General features: G+C 69.2%; 12 protein-coding genes and 1 tRNA gene. 7 read left to right on the plus strand and 6 right to left on the minus strand.

All coding sequences use genetic code 11. The features are described 5' to 3' along the window. The first annotated feature begins 27 nt into the window (after window positions 1–27). The 4 genes from NQO67_RS08900 to NQO67_RS08915 all read left to right on the plus strand — a co-directional run bounded on the left by NQO67_RS08900 (window position 28) and on the right by NQO67_RS08915 (window position 3,523). Window positions 28–1,026, plus strand: coding sequence for a helix-turn-helix transcriptional regulator (locus NQO67_RS08900; protein WP_374118957.1), 999 nt, complete (start codon window positions 28–30; stop codon window positions 1,024–1,026). Window positions 1,027–1,311: 285 nt separating this feature from the next. Beyond that, on the plus strand, window positions 1,312–2,292 hold the full coding sequence (locus tag NQO67_RS08905; protein ID WP_255949099.1) for a helix-turn-helix transcriptional regulator: 981 nt from the start codon (window positions 1,312–1,314) through the stop codon (window positions 2,290–2,292). A 148-nt stretch (window positions 2,293–2,440) separates the two neighbouring features. Continuing rightward, a complete protein-coding gene (locus tag NQO67_RS08910; RefSeq protein ID WP_255949101.1) occupies window positions 2,441–3,322 on the plus strand; it encodes a helix-turn-helix domain-containing protein in 882 nt (293 codons plus the stop codon). A 9-nt stretch (window positions 3,323–3,331) separates the two neighbouring features. Beyond that, complete coding sequence (locus tag NQO67_RS08915) at window positions 3,332–3,523, plus strand: DUF397 domain-containing protein (protein ID WP_255949103.1); 192 nt, start codon at window positions 3,332–3,334, stop codon at window positions 3,521–3,523. A gap of 297 nt (window positions 3,524–3,820) precedes the next feature. Here NQO67_RS08915 and NQO67_RS08920 read toward each other — a convergent pair whose 3' ends face one another. The 5 genes from NQO67_RS08920 to NQO67_RS08940 all read right to left on the minus strand — a co-directional run bounded on the left by NQO67_RS08920 (window position 3,821) and on the right by NQO67_RS08940 (window position 9,441). Continuing rightward, window positions 3,821–4,273 (minus strand): heat shock protein transcriptional repressor HspR, encoded by a 453-nt coding sequence (locus tag NQO67_RS08920; RefSeq protein WP_255949105.1) that lies wholly within the window; start codon window positions 4,271–4,273, stop codon window positions 3,821–3,823. 4 nt (window positions 4,274–4,277) lie between these two features. Beyond that, window positions 4,278–5,471: a molecular chaperone DnaJ gene (gene dnaJ / locus NQO67_RS08925; protein ID WP_255949115.1), complete on the minus strand. Its 1,194-nt coding sequence runs from the start codon at window positions 5,469–5,471 to the stop codon at window positions 4,278–4,280. Window positions 5,472–5,584: 113 nt separating this feature from the next. After that, the gene (grpE, locus tag NQO67_RS08930) at window positions 5,585–6,307 is read right to left on the minus strand and encodes a nucleotide exchange factor GrpE (protein WP_255949117.1); all 723 of its coding nucleotides are present in this window, start codon (window positions 6,305–6,307) and stop codon (window positions 5,585–5,587) included. Further along, complete coding sequence (gene dnaK / locus NQO67_RS08935) at window positions 6,304–8,160, minus strand: molecular chaperone DnaK (protein ID WP_255949127.1); 1,857 nt, start codon at window positions 8,158–8,160, stop codon at window positions 6,304–6,306. The genes grpE and dnaK overlap by 4 nt, the downstream gene beginning before the upstream one ends. A gap of 132 nt (window positions 8,161–8,292) precedes the next feature. After that, window positions 8,293–9,441, minus strand: a complete 1,149-nt coding sequence (locus NQO67_RS08940; protein ID WP_255949129.1) for an ABC-2 transporter permease — start codon at window positions 9,439–9,441, stop codon at window positions 8,293–8,295. A gap of 459 nt (window positions 9,442–9,900) precedes the next feature. On the opposite strand from NQO67_RS08940, the gene hrpA reads away from it, so the two are divergent. From hrpA to NQO67_RS08955, 3 genes are all read left to right on the plus strand, one after another. After that, complete coding sequence (hrpA, locus tag NQO67_RS08945) at window positions 9,901–14,136, plus strand: ATP-dependent RNA helicase HrpA (protein WP_255949134.1); 4,236 nt, start codon at window positions 9,901–9,903, stop codon at window positions 14,134–14,136. Window positions 14,137–14,296: 160 nt separating this feature from the next. Further along, a tRNA-Asp gene (locus NQO67_RS08950) sits at window positions 14,297–14,371 on the plus strand. 598 nt (window positions 14,372–14,969) lie between these two features. Next, on the plus strand, window positions 14,970–15,203 hold the full coding sequence (locus NQO67_RS08955) for a DUF6274 family protein (RefSeq protein WP_255949143.1): 234 nt from the start codon (window positions 14,970–14,972) through the stop codon (window positions 15,201–15,203). Between the two features lie 835 nt (window positions 15,204–16,038). Here the strand turns inward: NQO67_RS08955 and bldC are convergent. Then, entirely contained in the window at window positions 16,039–16,245 is a 207-nt protein-coding gene (gene bldC, locus NQO67_RS08960; protein ID WP_003949541.1) for a developmental transcriptional regulator BldC, read from the minus strand. Window positions 16,246–16,539: the final 294 nt, after the last annotated feature.

Consider the following 16,539-nt stretch of genomic DNA (forward strand, 5'->3'; position numbering starts at 1 on the left):
GCATCATGTTCTTGCACGTTCAGGACCCTGGGGGGTGGAGAATTGCCTAATACTTCCACAAAGCCGACACATCCCCACTCGCTGGCCGAACTGTGCGACGAGGGAGCGCAGCTCTACGCGAGTGCGCTCAGTGCCGGTCGCATTGCACGGGGCGAGGTGGAAGCCGCTCCATGCCTCCTTGAATTCGCCCTCTTGCACCCGGACCCGGACGATGCGAACTGGCTCCGGCCCGTGCCGCCGTCCGTGGCGCTCGCGCAGCGACTCCACCCGCTGGAACGAGAGATCCAGGATCGCCGGCGCCTCTCGATCGAACTGACCGAATCATTTGAGCCGTTCATGGCCTTGAGTGCACAAATTCCGGCTCCCACCCACGCCATCACGGTGCTGGAGGGCCTGGATCGCATCAACGCAGCCCTGAACCTGGCCACCGCCGAGTGTCAGCGGGAGATGCTGACGGTGCAGCCCGGCGGCAGACGCTCCGAGCACATACTGAACCAGGCGCTGGAGCGCGACCGCCCCTTGACCAACCGCGGTGTGCACATCCGCACGCTCTACCAGCACACGGTCCGGCACAGCCAGGGCACGATGGCCTACGTCGACCGGATGGCAGACGGCCTGGTGCAGATACGCACCCTCGAGGAACTGATAGAGCGCCTGATCATCTGCGATGACACGGTCGCCTTCATCCCGGCCGGCGACCGCCACGACTTCGCGCTGGAGCTGCGCCACCCCGGCCTCGTTAAATATCTGATCAAAGTTTTCGAGCAGTTGTGGCGCCGCGGCGTCCCGCTCCTGGAAGAGGTGCCGTACGACCCCACGCCCGACGGGATCACCGGTGTCCAGCGGAGCATCGCCAAGCTGCTGGTCGAAGGGCATGTCGACGAGGCCATCGCGCGGCGCCTCGGCATGAACGTACGGACCTGCCGGGCGCACATCGCCAAGCTCGCCGCCGCGTTGGGCAGCGGCAGCCGGGCGCAGCTCGGCTTCCTGATCGCCCGATCCGGAATCCTGGAAACCGATCGATGACCTTCCGTCGTCCGTAACGACCAGACGGCAACCGCCGACGGACACATCAACCACCGACGGACGCATCCGGGCAACGTCGCACGGCAGCGCCGGGCCGCACCACGGACCGGTGGTCGCGCCGCGGCGCCGCAGGCTCCCCGCCCCGGCGCCCGACCCACCGCCCAGAGTGCGCCATGCGCCGCACGCGAAACCCGCGAGCGCCCAGGCAGCGGCAGTACGGTACGCACCGGCGCGGCCCGGATGGACCGACGGCACCCATGGAATTCTCGGCAGGAGAGCGGCTCTGTGACCCAGGAGAGCCATCGGCACGGCGTCGAAGAACAGCTGTGCGAGGCTGGCATGAATCTGTACACGCGCGCCCTTCGCGAGGGCCGCGTCCCGCCACAGGACGCCGAGGACGCCCCCTGCGTCGTGGAGCTCGGCCTGCTGTATCCGGACGGCGAGGGCAACCGATGGCTGCGGCCGCTCGCACCGTCGATCGCGCTGCCGCGGCTGCTGCACAGCGTCGAGGCGGACATCGAGCGCCGGCGCCGCGGCGAGATGGTGCTCGCCAACGCTTTTCAGCCACTTATGGCGATCGACGCCGAGAACACCTTCTCCCGCAGCCGGGCCACGTTCACCATGCTGCACGGGCTCCAGCCGATCAACACGGCGATCAAGCAGGCGGTCTCCGAGTCCTCCAAAGAGCTGCTCACCGTGCAGCCGGGTGGCCACCGCCCGCCGAACGCGCTGTCCATGGTGCTGCCGGTCGAACAGTCCCTGCTCGACCGCGGCGGCCGGATGCGCACCCTCTACCAGCACAGTTCCCGGCACGCCCCGGCCGTTCTCGCGCACTACGAGCAGCTCGACGGCGACGTCGAGGTGCGCACCCTGAACGAGGTCACCGAACGCCTCGTGATCCTCGACCGGCGGGTGGCCTTCATCCCCGGCAACACCGACCGCACCGCGGCCCTGGTACTGCGCCATCCGGCCCTGGTGAGCTACCTGGCCAACACCTTCTCCCGGTTATGGGATCTGGCCACCCCCATGTGGCCCCGATCGGCCGCTCGGCCACCCGCCGACAAGGGCGTCACGTCCCGCCAGCGCGCCATCGCCGCCCTCCTCATCGAGGGCCTCACCGACGACAAGATCGCCATCCGCCTCGCCATGAACGTCCGCACCGTGCGGGTGCACATAGCCAAACTCGCCGACACCCTCGGCACCAGCAGCCGCGCGCAACTCGGCTACCGGATCGGCCAGTCGGGGATTCTGGAGGATGGTTACTAGGCGGTACCCGGGGCGGCGGCTGGTGAGATTACCGTCCGCTCGACTGCCGTTCAGCGCAGTTTAATTTGTGCACCGCGATTCCCCCATATCGGTGGACGAACCCCCCTGTCCCGGGAAAACTCTGTCCGACAGACAAGGGAGTGCCCCTGTGGGATTGCGCAGCACCATCACTGAGCGTCAGCGGCGGCTTGGTTTCGAGCTGAAACAGCTACGTGAGCAAGCCGGGTTGAGCGCGGCCGAGGCTTCGGAGCGTATCGGCATGGGCCGCGCTCAGCTGAGCCAGATCGAAACCGCGAAGACGACGATCCTGACCGAGCGCCTCAGAGCACTCTGCGACCTTTACGGATGCACAGACAAGGACTATATCGAGGCGCTGGTCACCCTCTCCGAGACCAGCGGCAAGGGCTGGTGGAGTGCGTATCGGCGCAGCATGATGACGGAAACCCTCAGCCTTGCGGAGCTGGAGGCGGAAGCCGTCGAGGTACGTCTGCACCAGTCGCTGTTCATCCCCGGCATCTTCCAGACCGCCGACTACGCACGGGCGATCTTCAACAGCCCGGGCCTCGGCTTCGAGAATTTCGAAACGCCGTTGCGGTTCCGGATGGAGCGGCAGCGGATTCTCACCGGCGACAATCCACCAACCGTGCACGCCGTCATCCACGAGGCCGCGCTACGTATTCGCTTCGGCGGGGCGCAGGTCGTGCGCGAGCAACTCCTGCGCCTGATCGAGTTGTCCCGGCTGCCGAATGTGACGATCCAGGTGTATCCCTTCAGCGGCCAGGCCTACGCGGCGATCAGCGGGAATTTCGTGCACCTCGTTCCGCGCAATCCCCGGCTGGGGACCGTGGTGCTCGAACAGCTCACCGGCTTCACGTACCTGGCCGAGCAGTTCCACCTGGACCGGTACAGCGCGCTCTTCGACCTGCTGGCCAAGAACGCCCTGGCGCCGCTGGCCGTATCAACGGGCCCTGAGACCTATTCGGTGAAGGATTCCCTCGCCCTGATCAGGCATCTGCTCTACTCGCTGTAGGAAGGCCCCATGCCCGAACTCCACTGGCAGAAATCGACATTCAGCAGCGGCCCTCAGGGGGACTGCCTCAACGTCGCCATCGCATCCGACGGAACGATACGTCTTCGCGAAAGCGACGCCCCGCGCATCGTGTTGACCACGACGGCACATGGTCTCGCGGCGCTGCTTCAGGACCTCAAGAGACGCGTGCCGGACGGGTGACGCGCCGCACCCGTCCGGACGGCCTCGAAGGGGCGCGCAGCGCCGGGTCGCGCCGAAGGCGCACGAAGGGGCGCGGGGCTGTGTCGATATGCGGCTCCGCCGCGCGGGCGCGACCTGCCACGACGAGAGCGTGAGGTCGCCACCGTCCCAAAGGGGCTGTTCCTGTCGTATCCGGACCACCGGGCCGGTGGGGGCTGGTCGCGCAGTTCCCCGCGCCCCTTGGCTGGCGCCTTCGGCGCCGCTCAAGGCGCGCCTGACGCGCCTGGCGCGCTCAACCGGCAGGGAGAGCAGAAACCCTCAGTCGGACTTCTTCGGCCGCCAGACCACCAACGCACTGGTCTGATGGACCTCCTGGTACGGCACCAGGTCCCGGCGGTACGACGCATGCAGTGCCGCCTCCCGCTGGCGCATGGTCGCCGCGGCGCCGTCCACCGCCGCCTGGAGCTCGGCCGCGCGCGCCTGGAGCGCCGCGACCTGGTTCTCCAGCTCGATGATGCGCTTGATGCCGGCGAGGTTGATGCCCTCGTCCTGCGACAGTTGCTGCACCTGCCGGAGCAGCTCGATGTCGCGGGCCGAGTAGCGGCGACCGCGGCCCGGGGTGCGGTCCGGCGAAACCAGCCCCAGGCGGTCGTACTGACGCAGCGTCTGCGGGTGCAACCCGCTGAGCTGCGCCGCCACCGAGATGACGTACACCGGCGTCTCCTCGGTCAGCTCGTACGGGTTGCGGACACGTCCTCGTCGGCTGTCCATATCGTCAAGCTCCCTTCGCGGCCTGGAAAAGCTCCGCCCGCGGATCCTCCTCCGCGGTGGCCTTGCGATACGTCTCCAGCGCGTCACGCGCCGGACCCGTCACGTTCTTCGGTACCACGACTTCTACCGTGACGAGTAGATCCCCGCGGGTGCCGTCTTTACGGACGGCGCCTTTTCCGCGGGCCCGCATCGTGCGCCCGTTCGGAGTGCCCTCGGGGAGTTTGAGGGTCACCGGGGGGCCGCCGAGCGTCGGCACCTTCACCTCGCCGCCGAGCGCCGCCTCCGTGAAGGTGACGGGCACCGTGACGGTGAGGTTGTCGTCCTTGCGGCCGAACACCGGGTGGGCGTCGACGTGCACGATCACATAGAGGTCGCCGGCGGGGCCGCCGCGCTCGCCCGGGGTGCCCTTGCCGCGCAGCCGGATGCGCTGCCCGTTGGACACCCCCGCCGGAATCCGTACCTGCATCGTGCGGGACGACTTGGCGCGCCCTGAACCCTTGCAGACGTCGCACGGGTCCTGGGCGATCAGCCCGCGGCCCTTGCAGTCCACGCACGGGTCGGTGAGCGAGAAGCCGCCACCACCGCCGCGCGAGACCTGGCCGGTGCCGACGCAGGTCGGGCAGACCCGCGGCGTGCCGTTCTTGTCGCCGGTGCCGGAGCAGGCCTTGCAGGGGGCCTGCGAGGACATCCGGAGCGGCACCGTGGCGCCGTTGATCGCTTCGGTGAAGCTCAGGGTCACCTCGGACTCGATGTCCTGGCCGCGCCTGGGCTGCACACGGGTGCCCGCGCCGCCCGCACCGCCACGGCCGAAGAGCCCGCCGAACACGTCGCCGAGCCCGCCTCCGAAGCCGCCGGCGCCACCGGCGCCGCCGCCCGGGGCGCCACTGCCGCCGAAGAGGTCACCCAGGTCGAAGTTGAAGGTGCCGCCGCCCGCCCCGGGTCCGGGACGGAAGCCGCCGTTGCCGAACAGGGCGCGGGCGTCGTCGTACTCCTTGCGCTTCTTCGGGTCGCCGAGCACGTCGTTGGCCTCGGAGATCTCCTTGAAGCGCTCCTCGGCCTTGGCGTTGCCCTTGTTGGCGTCCGGGTGGTTCTCCCGGGCCAGCTTGCGGTACGCCTTCTTGATCTCGGCCTCGGTGGCGTCCTTGGGGACGCCGAGGACCTTGTAGAAGTCCTTCTCGATGAAGTCCTTGGTACTCATCCCCGACGTCCCTCCTCTCCTCGTGCTGCGTGCCGCACAGCCGGTGTCGCGTGCCCGCCGTCAGCCCTGCTCCGGGCCACCGCTCACCTCAGTCCTTCGCGTCGGCCCGGCCATCAGTCCTCCGCGTCGGCAGAGCCGTCCTCTGCCTCGGCGGAGCCGTCCGCCTGGGACTCCCCGGACGGGGCGGACTTGCCGGACGCCTTGCCCTTGCCCTTCTGGGCCTTCTCCGGCTTGGCGCTCTGCGCGCCCGGCTGTGGCTCGGCCACCGCCACCCGCGCGGGGCGGATGGTGCGCTCGCCGAACCGATACCCCGGCTGGAGAATCGCCACGCACGTGGTCTCCGTGACCTCGGGTGAGTAGCTGTGCATCAGGGCCTCGTGCACCGTCGGGTCGAAGGGCTCGCCCTCCTTGCCGAACTGCGTCAGGCCCATCTTGGCCGCCACCGTCTCCAGTGACTCGGCCACCGACTTGAAACCGCCGACCAGCTCGCCGTGTTCCCGAGCCCGGCCGATGTCGTCGAGCACCGGGAGCAGCTCGTTCAGGAGGTTCGCGATGGCGATCTCCTTGACGGCGATCCGGTCGCGCTCGACACGGCGACGGTAGTTCTGGAACTCGGCCTGCAACCGCTGGAGGTCCGCGGTGCGCTCGTTGAGCGCGGTGCGCACCTGGTCCAGCTGGGCCGTCAGGCCCGCCGACTTGTCCGCGTCCCCGGCCGGGGCCGCCGCGCCCTCCTGGGAGGACTCGGCGGCCTTCGACTCGGCGGCATCTTCGGTGGCGCCTGAGGAGACGTCGGCGGGCTCATTTTGCTCGTCGAAGCCCGGGGTCTCCTCCGTCACGCGGCACCATCCTTTCGCTCCTCGTCGACGATCTCGGCGTCGACGACGTCGTCATCGGCCTTGGCCTGGCTCGCACCGTCCTGCGCACCGGCATCGGCACCGGCCTCGGCGCCCTGTGCCTGCGCGTCGGCGTACATCGCCTGGCCCAGCTTCTGGGAGACCGCGGCGACCTTCTCGGTGGCCGTGCGGATCTCGGCGGTGTCCTCGCCCTTCAGCTTCTCCTTGAGGTCGGCGAGGGACTCCTCGACCTCGGTCTTGATCTCGCCGGGGACCTTGTCCTCGTTGTCCTTGAGGAACTTCTCGGTCTGGTAGACGAGCTGCTCGCCCTGGTTGCGGGTCTCGGCGGCCTCGCGGCGCTTGTGGTCCTCGTCCGCGTACTGCTCGGCCTCCTGGCGCATCCGGTCGACCTCGTCCTTCGGCAGCGAGGAGCCGCCGGTGACGGTCATCTTCTGCTCCTTGCCCGTGCCCAGGTCCTTGGCGGTCACGTGCATGATGCCGTTGGCGTCGATGTCGAAGGAGACCTCGATCTGCGGGACGCCGCGGGGCGCCGGCGGCAGACCGGTCAGCTCGAACATGCCGAGCTTCTTGTTGTACGCCGCGATCTCGCGCTCGCCCTGGTAGACCTGGATCTGGACGGACGGCTGGTTGTCCTCGGCGGTGGTGAAGATCTCGGACCGCTTGGTCGGGATCGTCGTGTTCCGCTCGATCAGCTTGGTCATGATGCCGCCCTTGGTCTCGATGCCGAGGGACAGCGGGGTGACGTCGAGCAGCAGGACGTCCTTGACCTCGCCCTTGAGGACGCCGGCCTGGAGCGAGGCACCGATGGCGACGACCTCGTCCGGGTTCACGCCCTTGTTGGCGTCCTTGCCGCCGGTCAGCTCCCTGACGAGCTCGGCGACGGCCGGCATACGGGTCGACCCACCGACGAGGACCACGTGGTCGATCTCGGAGAGCTGGATGCCCGCGTCCTTGATCACGTTGTGGAACGGCGTCTTGCAGCGCTCCAGCAGGTCCGAGGTCAGCTGCTGGAACTGCGCCCGGGTCAGGCGCTCGTCCAGGTGCAGCGGGCCCTCCGCGGAAGCGGTGATGTAGGGCAGGTTGATGTTCGTCTCGGTGGACGAGGAGAGCTCGATCTTGGCCTTCTCCGCCGCCTCACGCAGCCGCTGGAGCGCCATCTTGTCCTTGGACAGGTCGACGCCGTGGCCGTTGGCGAACTGCTTGACCAGGTAGTCGACGACGCGCTGGTCCCAGTCGTCACCACCGAGGTGGTTGTCACCGTTGGTGGCCTTCACCTCGACGACGCCGTCGCCGATCTCCAGCAGCGAGACGTCGAACGTACCGCCACCGAGGTCGAAGACGAGGATCGTCTGGTCGTCCTTGTCGAGGCCGTAGGCCAGGGCGGCGGCCGTCGGCTCGTTGACGATGCGCAGGACGTTCAGACCCGCGATCTCGCCGGCCTCCTTGGTGGCCTGACGCTCGGAGTCGTTGAAGTACGCCGGGACGGTGATGACCGCGTCCGTGACCTTCTCGCCGAGGTAGGACTCCGCGTCCCGCTTCAGCTTCTGAAGGATGAAGGCGGAGATCTGCTGGGGGTTGAAGCCCTTGTCGTCGATGTCGACGCGCCAACCGGTGCCCATGTGGCGCTTGACCGACCGGATGGTCCGGTCGACGTTGGTGACCGCCTGACGCTTCGCTACCTCGCCGACGAGCACCTCGCCGTTCTTGGCGAAGGCGACGACGGACGGCGTGGTCCTGGCGCCCTCGGCGTTGGTGATGACGGTGGGCTCACCGCCCTCCAGAACGCTCACGACGGAGTTAGTCGTGCCCAGGTCGATGCCGACCGCACGTGCCATGTCTTTCCTCCAGCTGACTTGAGTGGAACGGACTCAAGGATGCAACACGTCCCTCGGTAGCGTCAACAGAGCTGAGTCGGTAGGACTCAACTTTTATACGACGCTTATCCCCAAGGAATTGAAAACACCTGGTCAGGACGGCGATCCCGGCGCTTCACCATCGGCATTCATGCCATCCTCCGGCTTCTCCCGCCCCCCGGGATGCCGGTGCCGCCAGACCCAGAAGATCGCGCTGGAGCCCAGCGCCCACGCCGCCAGCACCAGGAACGGGAACGCGTGCTGGTGGCCGCCGAAGTACACGGCGGTGTGCTGGGCGTTCACCGACGCGCCCGGCGGCAGCCAGCGCCCGATGGTGCCGAGCACCGACGGCAGCAGCGGCCAGGAGACCGCGCCACCGGACGACGGGTTCCCCAGGATCACCATCAGTCCCCACGTGGGCAAAATCGCCCACCGCCCCACGAGGGTGGTGAACATCGTCGCGACCATCCCGGCGGTGAACATGGTCAGCGCCAGGATCGCCCACGACTCGGCGAACGGCAGCCTGAGCGCCCCGAGGGCCCAGTCCACCATCGCGGCGATGGCGAAGCTGCCGAGCAGCGCGTAACTGAGCGTGGTGAGCACCCGCTCCCAGGGGTTCAGCCCGCGCGCATGCACGTTGACCTGCATGGCACCGACGAAGCCGATGATCACCGAGGCGAGCGTGATGTAGAAGATCGCAAGCCCGCGCGGATCGCCCTTCTGGAGCGGGTTGACGTCCCTGACCTGCACCGGGACGCCGATCTTCCGGCCCACCGCGGGCGCGGCCTGCTCCAGCAGCTCCGCGACGGACTGCCCGGACGCCCCCGAGACGTCCAGCGTGACGCCGTCGCCCCGCCCGCCGGCGCCCGGGTGCACGTCCAGCACGGCGAAGACGCGCTGCTCCTCGATGGCCTCGTGAGCCGCGGCCCGATCGGGATAGGGCCGCAGGCTCAGCGACGCACTCAGCGCCTTCTCCATGCCGGCGATGAACTCCCGACCACGCTGCTCCTGGTAGGCGCCGATCACCCCGGTCGGGATGTGGCGCGGGGTCGGGTTCGCCATCGAGTACGTGTAGGACCCGGCGAAGCACGCGGCCGCCGCGGCCAGGATGAACAGCAGGACCGTGGCCGGCAGGAACGGCGACTCCTTGTACAGGACCCAGAGCTCCCGGACGCGCCCCGGGGGCCCCTCGTCGGCCCGCTGCGCGCCACCGCCGGACCCGTCCGGCGGCGGTCGTTCCGGGAGGTCGGACTCGTCAGCCATACGATCAAGCTAATCGAGACGTACGGGACATTCTTGCCGATTCCGGTCGACCGTCGGCGCGTGTGCGGGTGGCGGCGGGCACTCCCCACCGCCCTGCCGGGCGCACAGGATGGGGCACGCAGTGCCCCTGAAAGGGGCGCGGGGAACTGCGCGACAAGCCCCGACGAGACCGTCGGGTCGTCACCGTCCCAGAGGGGCTGTCCCTGTCGTGTCCGGACCCGCGGCCGGTGGGGAGCTGGTCGCGCAGTTCCCCGCGCCCCTCAGGTGGGCACCGTCGGCCGCCAGGCCCCGCAGGCCAGCCGGGGCGCCGTGGGCCGCCGCGCCCCGCGATGGGGCACCCTCGGCGCACGGTGAGCGGTGTGTGGTGGGCCGCGACACACCGTCCGGAGGGCGACACACCGCCGTCTCGGAGAAAAGGGTTCGCCAGTAGTTTCCGGGAGATGCGATCCTGGATCGCGTATGTCTACGCAGCCCGCCCCCTCCTTCGGCTCCCTCGCCCCCCGCCTGTCCGAGCTCTCCCTGCGCGACGCGCACCGACTCGGTCGAAGGCTGGACGGTGCACGCCGGATCCGCAAGCCCGAGGCCAGGGCGGCCGTGCTCGCCGAGATAGCGGCAGACGTCGAGAAGGCCGAGGCCCGCATCGCCACCCGGTCCGCCCGGCTGCCCGAGGTCGGCTACCCGGAGCAGCTTCCGGTCAGCCAGAAGAAGGACGAGATCCTGGCGGCCATCCGCGATCACCAGGTGGTGATCGTCGCCGGCGAGACCGGTTCCGGGAAGACCACCCAGATCCCGAAGATCTGCCTGGAGCTCGGCCGCGGCGTACGCGGCATGATCGGGCACACCCAGCCCCGCCGGATCGCCGCCCGCACGGTCGCCGAGCGGGTCGCCGAGGAGCTGTCGACGCCGCTCGGCGCGGCCGTCGGCTGGAAGGTCCGCTTCACCGACCGGGTCGACCAGGACGGCACGTTCATCAAGCTGATGACCGACGGCATCCTGCTCGCCGAGATCCAGACCGACCGCGAGCTGCGCGCCTACGACACGATCATCATCGACGAGGCCCACGAGCGGTCGCTGAACATCGACTTCCTGCTCGGCTACCTCGCCCAGCTGCTGCCCAGACGCCCGGACCTGAAGGTCGTCATCACCTCCGCGACCATCGACCCCGAGCGCTTCTCCCGGCACTTCGGCGACGCCCCGATCGTCGAGGTCAGCGGCCGTACGTACCCCGTCGAGGTGCGGTACCGGCCACTCGTGGACGACGCAGCCGGCGCGGCCGATGCCGCCGGCGGCTCCGGCGCGAACAACGAAGCCGGCTCCGCCGACACCGACGCCGACCGCGACCAGATCACCGCGATCACCGAAGCGGCCGAGGAGCTGATGGCCGAGGGGCCCGGCGACATCCTCGTCTTCCTCTCCGGCGAGCGCGAGATCCGCGACACCGCCGAGGCGCTGGAGAAGAAGAAGGTCCAGCGCGGCAAGGGCCCGTTCTGGCGGGACACCGAGGTGCTGCCGCTGTACGCCCGGCTGTCGCACGCCGAGCAGCACCGTGTCTTCCAGCCCCACACGGGCCGCCGTATCGTCCTCGCCACGAACGTCGCCGAAACCTCCCTCACGGTCCCCGGCATCAAGTACGTCATCGACCCCGGCACCGCCCGCATCTCGCGCTACAGCCACCGCACCAAGGTGCAGCGGCTGCCCATCGAGGCCGTCAGCCAGGCCAGCGCCAACCAGCGCAAGGGCCGCTGCGGTCGGACCTCCGACGGCATCTGCATCCGGCTCTACTCGGAGGACGACTTCTCCGCACGCGCCGAGTTCACCGACGCGGAGATCCTGCGGACCAACCTGGCCTCCGTGATCCTCCAGATGACCGCGGCCGGGCTCGGCGACATCGAGAAGTTCCCCTTCATCGACCCGCCGGACCACCGCAACATCCGCGACGGCGTCCAGCTGCTCCAGGAACTCGGCGCGCTCGACCCCGATCAGAAGGACGCGCGCAAGCGCCTCACCGACATGGGCCGCAGGCTCGCCCAGCTGCCCGTCGACCCGCGGCTGGCCCGGATGGTCATCGAGGCCGACCGGAACGGCTGCCTGCACGAGGTCATGGTGATCGCCGCCGCGCTGTCCATCCAGGACCCGCGCGAGCGCCCCGCGGACAAGCAGGCGCAGGCCGACCAGCAGCACGCCCGCTTCAAGGACGAGACCAGCGACTTCCTCGCCTACCTCAACCTGTGGCGCTATCTGCGGGAGCAGCAGAAGGCCCGCAGCTCGTCCTCGTTCCGGCGGATGTGCAAGGCGGAGTACCTGAACTTCCTGCGGGTGCGCGAGTGGCAGGACATCTACACGCAGCTGCGTGCGGTGGCCCGGCAGATGGGCCTGTCCCTCGACGGCCGCCCCGCACCGGCCGGGCCGCCCGCCCTCGCCGACGAGCCGGGCACCGAGGACGAGTCCGGCACCGACGAGCAGTCCGGCGCCGATCGGCCGGGCGACACCGTGGACGCCGACCGGATCCATGTGTCGCTGCTCGCCGGCCTGCTGTCCCACGTCGGCGTGAAGGACCCCGCCCAGGACGCCAAGAGCGGCACCGACGGCGGCCGCAGGACGTCCGGCGACCCGGCGAAGCGGCAGTCGCGCGGCGAGTACCTGGGGGCGCGCAACGCCAAGTTCGCCGTCTTCCCCGGCTCCGCGCTGTTCAGGAAGCCGCCGCGCTTCGTGATGTCCGCGGAGCTGGTCGAGACCTCCCGGCTGTGGGCCCGGGTGAACGCCCGGATCGAGCCCGAGTGGATCGAGCCGCTCGCCCAGCACCTGGTCAAGCGCACCTACTCCGAGCCGCACTGGGAGAAGGACCAGGCGGCCGTCATGGCCTACGAGAAGGTGACCCTGTACGGCGTCCCGATCGTGGCGCACCGCAAGGTCAACTACGGCCGGATCGACCCGGAGCTCTCCCGGGAGCTGTTCATCCGCAACGCCCTGGTGGAGGGCGACTGGCGCACCCACCACAAGTTCTTCGCCGCCAACCGCCGGCTGCTGACCGAGGTCGAGGACCTGGAGCACCGGGCGCGGCGCCGCGACATCCTCGTCGACGACGAGACCCTCTTCGACTTCTACGACCAGCGGGTGCCGGCCGACGTGGTGTCCGGCGCGCACTTCGACGCGTGGTGGAAGCGGCAGCTGAGGGCCGGCGGGGAGGCCGCCGAACTGCTCGACTTCGAGCGCTCCATGCTCATCAACGAGAAGGCCGGCAGCGTCACCAAGGACGACTACCCGGACGCCTGGTACCAGGGCCGCCTGAAGTTCCGTGTGACCTACCAGTTCGAGCCCGGCACGGACGCGGACGGCGTCACCGTCCACATCCCGCTCCAGGTGCTCAACCAGGTCACCGAGGACGGCTTCGACTGGCAGATCCCCGGCCTGCGCGAGGAGCTGGTCACCGAGCTGATCCGGTCCCTGCCGAAGCCGGTACGCCGCCACTACGTGCCCGCGCCGAACTTCGCCAAGGCGTTCCTGGAGCGGGCGACGGCCGCCCCGGGCACGCCCGGCCGGGACGACCCGTCCCAGGAGCCCGTCGTCATCGCCCTCGCCCGTGAGCTGCACCGCATGGTCGGCGTCCCCATCGCCCCGGAGGACTTCGACTGGCAGAAGGTCCCCGACCACCTGCGGATCACCTTCCGTATCGTCGACGAACGGCGCCGCAAGCTCGACGACCGCGCCGAGGACAAGGACCTGGAGGCGCTGCGGCTGAGGCTGCGCCCGAAGGCCCGCAAGGCCATCTCGCAGGCCGCGGCGGCGACGGCCGAGCGGTCCGGCGGCGCGGCGATCGAACGCGGCGGCCTGACCGACTGGACGATCGGCTCCCTTCCCCGCGTCTTCGAGACGAAGCGCGCCGGCCAGCCCGTCAAGGCCTACCCGGCCCTGGTCGACGACGGCCCCGCAGCGAACACCGTCTCCGTACGCCTCTTCGAGACGGAGGCCGAGCAGCAGGAGTCGATGCGGCAGGGCACCCGGCGCCTGATCGTGCGGAACATCCCGGTGAACCCGGCGAAGTTCGCCGCCGACCGGCTCACCAATCCGCAGAAGCTCGCCCTGTCCGCCAACCCGCACGGCTCGGTCCAGGCCCTCTTCGACGACTGCGCCACGGCCGCCGCCGACCGGCTCATCGCGGACGCCGGGGGCCCCGTCTGGGACGAGGAGTCCTTCCGCAAGCTCTACGACAAGGTGCGCGCCGACATCGTCGACACGACGGTGCGCACGGTCGGCCAGGTGCAGCAGGTGCTGGCCGCCTGGCAGTCCTGCCAGCGGCGCCTGAAGTCGACGCAGAGCCCGGCCCTGGTGGCGGGGCTGGCGGACGTACGCGACCAGCTCGCCGAGCTCGTCAAGCCCGGCTTCGTCACGGCGACCGGCCTGCGCAGGCTGCCGGACCTGATGCGCTACCTGATCGCCGCGGACCGCCGGCTCACCCAGATGCCGACCAACGTCCAGCGGGACAGCACGCGGATGGCCAAGGTCCACGAGATGCAGGACGAGTACGCCTGGCTGCTGGAGCAGTTCCCGCCGGGCCGGCCCGTGCCGCAGGAGGTCCTGGACATCCGCTGGATGATCGAGGAGCTACGGGTCAGCTACTTCGCCCATGCGCTGGGCACGGCGTACCCGATCTCCGACAAGCGCATCATCAAGGCGATCGACGCAGCGGCTCCGTAAACCCGACACGCGCCGGTCCCACGCCCCCGTCCACCCCCACGCAACCACCCGCCGCACCCCGGCCGGACCGACCGGACCCCGATCGGGTTCGACCACCGGTCCCGCACTGCTGTACAGTCTCTTCTCGCAGCACAAAGCACCATTACGTGCGGCGACGCCAGGTCCTGTGGAGCAGTTTGGAGTGCTCGCCACCCTGTCAAGGTGGAGGCCGCGGGTTCAAATCCCGTCAGGACCGCACATCAAACCGAGGCCCGTAACCCATCAAGGGTACGGGCCTCAGTCGTACCCAGGCGCCCACACCCCGAAGGCCGCGCCCGCGGCGCAGCCGCAATCAGACACAGCAAATCCCGTCAGGACCGCACCCCGAACCAAGACCCGCACCCCACCCCGGCTACGAGCCTCAGCCATCCCCAGGCGCCCACACCCCCGAGCCACCCAACGGCGGCCTCTGCCCCTCACGGTGTCGTGCGCCGACACGATGTGCCTCGGCCATATTCCACGCCCCGCAAATGCCGCCGACCTGCCCCACCGGGGACTCTTGGCATCAATACGCGCATAACACACCAGAACACCGTCAACACTCGAGCCCCACCAGGCACTGGTCCAGATCATGCACATGTGCAACCGCCAAGAAGGGGCGGTTCAGGGCCCGATGGCGAATCCATGGGAGCGCTCCAGGCGGGATCGACTTCGACCCGGCGGTGTCTGGATGCACATGTTCTCCCGGATCGCAGGGGAGTGATTACACGCTCTGCGTCTTGACTCCGTCACATTCCGTCGGTACTCAGACATGTGGGGCTCTGCGTGTCGACAGAGTCCCGAGGAGGTGGGGCATGCCGGGGTCTGTAAGGCACGAGACGCGCGCGCTGCTGCGCGCCCATCTGTCGGCCGCTTCCGGCTACCGCCATCTGACCCGCCGTTGCGCCGTGTGCCAGCAGCTCCAGCGACTGGCCATGGAGCCGTCACAGCGCCCCACGACAGCCCCGCCAGCGCCCACGGGGGACCCGCAGCCGGATCGCCCGCTACCGGCGGTCCAGCAGGGCGACGAGGAGCCCTGCGAGGCCTGAGGACGACACCGGGGGCGCCCCACCGATCGGCCGAACACTCCCTCGGCCGGCCGGGGGCACAGCCGGCCGGACACCGCCCGGCCGCACACCACTTGGACGCACAGCGTCCCGCCGTTCGGCGCGCCGCCATGCATCGCGCTCGCGCGAGGGGGATCCTGAGCCGTACGTCGTGCACGGGGTAACAGCATCCGGGCCGCGCACGCTCTCCTCAGAGGGAAGCGTGCGCTCTCCGGCACCAGCCGGCCCCGGCCATGCCGAACCCCCGCGACACCATCACGACCTCAGCACCACACCACCACGGCACGACCGGCACGACCGGCCCGCCCGGAGCACCAGGGCGCAGCCCGGACCAGTACGCACACTCGCGTCCCTTAGCGCATGAGCAATCAACAGATCAAGGGGAGTGCAGTGTGACGGGAGTCACCGAATATTTTTTGGCATCCCTCGCACTTGCCCTCTTCCTACAACAGGTCAATTTAATATGTGCAATTGCACCATGGTTCGAACGTCCGGGCGGACCCCGACCGATCCACTCCGGAGCCCCGCCCGCTCCCACGCCGGCACACCCAAACGACCGCCCCACGCTGGCCGTTGACCATGGTTCACATCCCCTGCACGGACCACACACGCCACATGGAGGCACACCGCACGGGAGCCTGCGCGCACAAAAAAGATCGCGCTGGACCCGGCGGAGTCCAGCGCGATCGACGACGTTCCCTGGTGATGTGCTCTGGGGCACAGGCCCTGTTGGGGCAGGACCCTCGTCGTGTGGAGCTAGGTTCCGGGCCTGACGTCAGGTTGGGGGAACCCGCGTCGTGCCCGGTTTATGCAGTTGTCAGGCTTCGCTGCGCTGCTGGGGGATGCCCGCGAGCAGAGCGCGGACCTCAGCCTCGCGGTAGCGGCGATGCCCACCGAGCGTGCGGATCGACGTGAGCTTGCCGGCCTTCGCCCAACGCGTGACCGTCTTCGGGTCGACGCGGAACATGGTGGCAACCTCAGCGGGGGTCAGCAGCGGCTCGGCATCAGGGGTGCGAGCGGTCATGAGCGGCCTCCTTGGGAGAACCGACGTTCTCGGTTCTTTCCTCTAAATTCTGCACCTTGACCCGCGTTGCCCGAAATGGCGGACGCGAGTCGAGTCGGTTATAGGACGAACGGCTTGTCCTCGGCACTACAACTACACCATCTGTCCAGCGGCGTCGGCCAAACCGATGGAATTGCCCTCCCAGGTGTTCATCAGCGACGGAAGCCGATGGACCGGCCCATAGCGGACAGTCACGTCACTGTGACGATCAGTCACTGGCTGATCACCAGAGACAACAGCACCCCCCAAAGCGTG

The organism is Streptomyces odontomachi, from assembly GCF_024435355.1.
GTDB lineage: Bacteria > Actinomycetota > Actinomycetes > Streptomycetales > Streptomycetaceae > Streptomyces > Streptomyces odontomachi.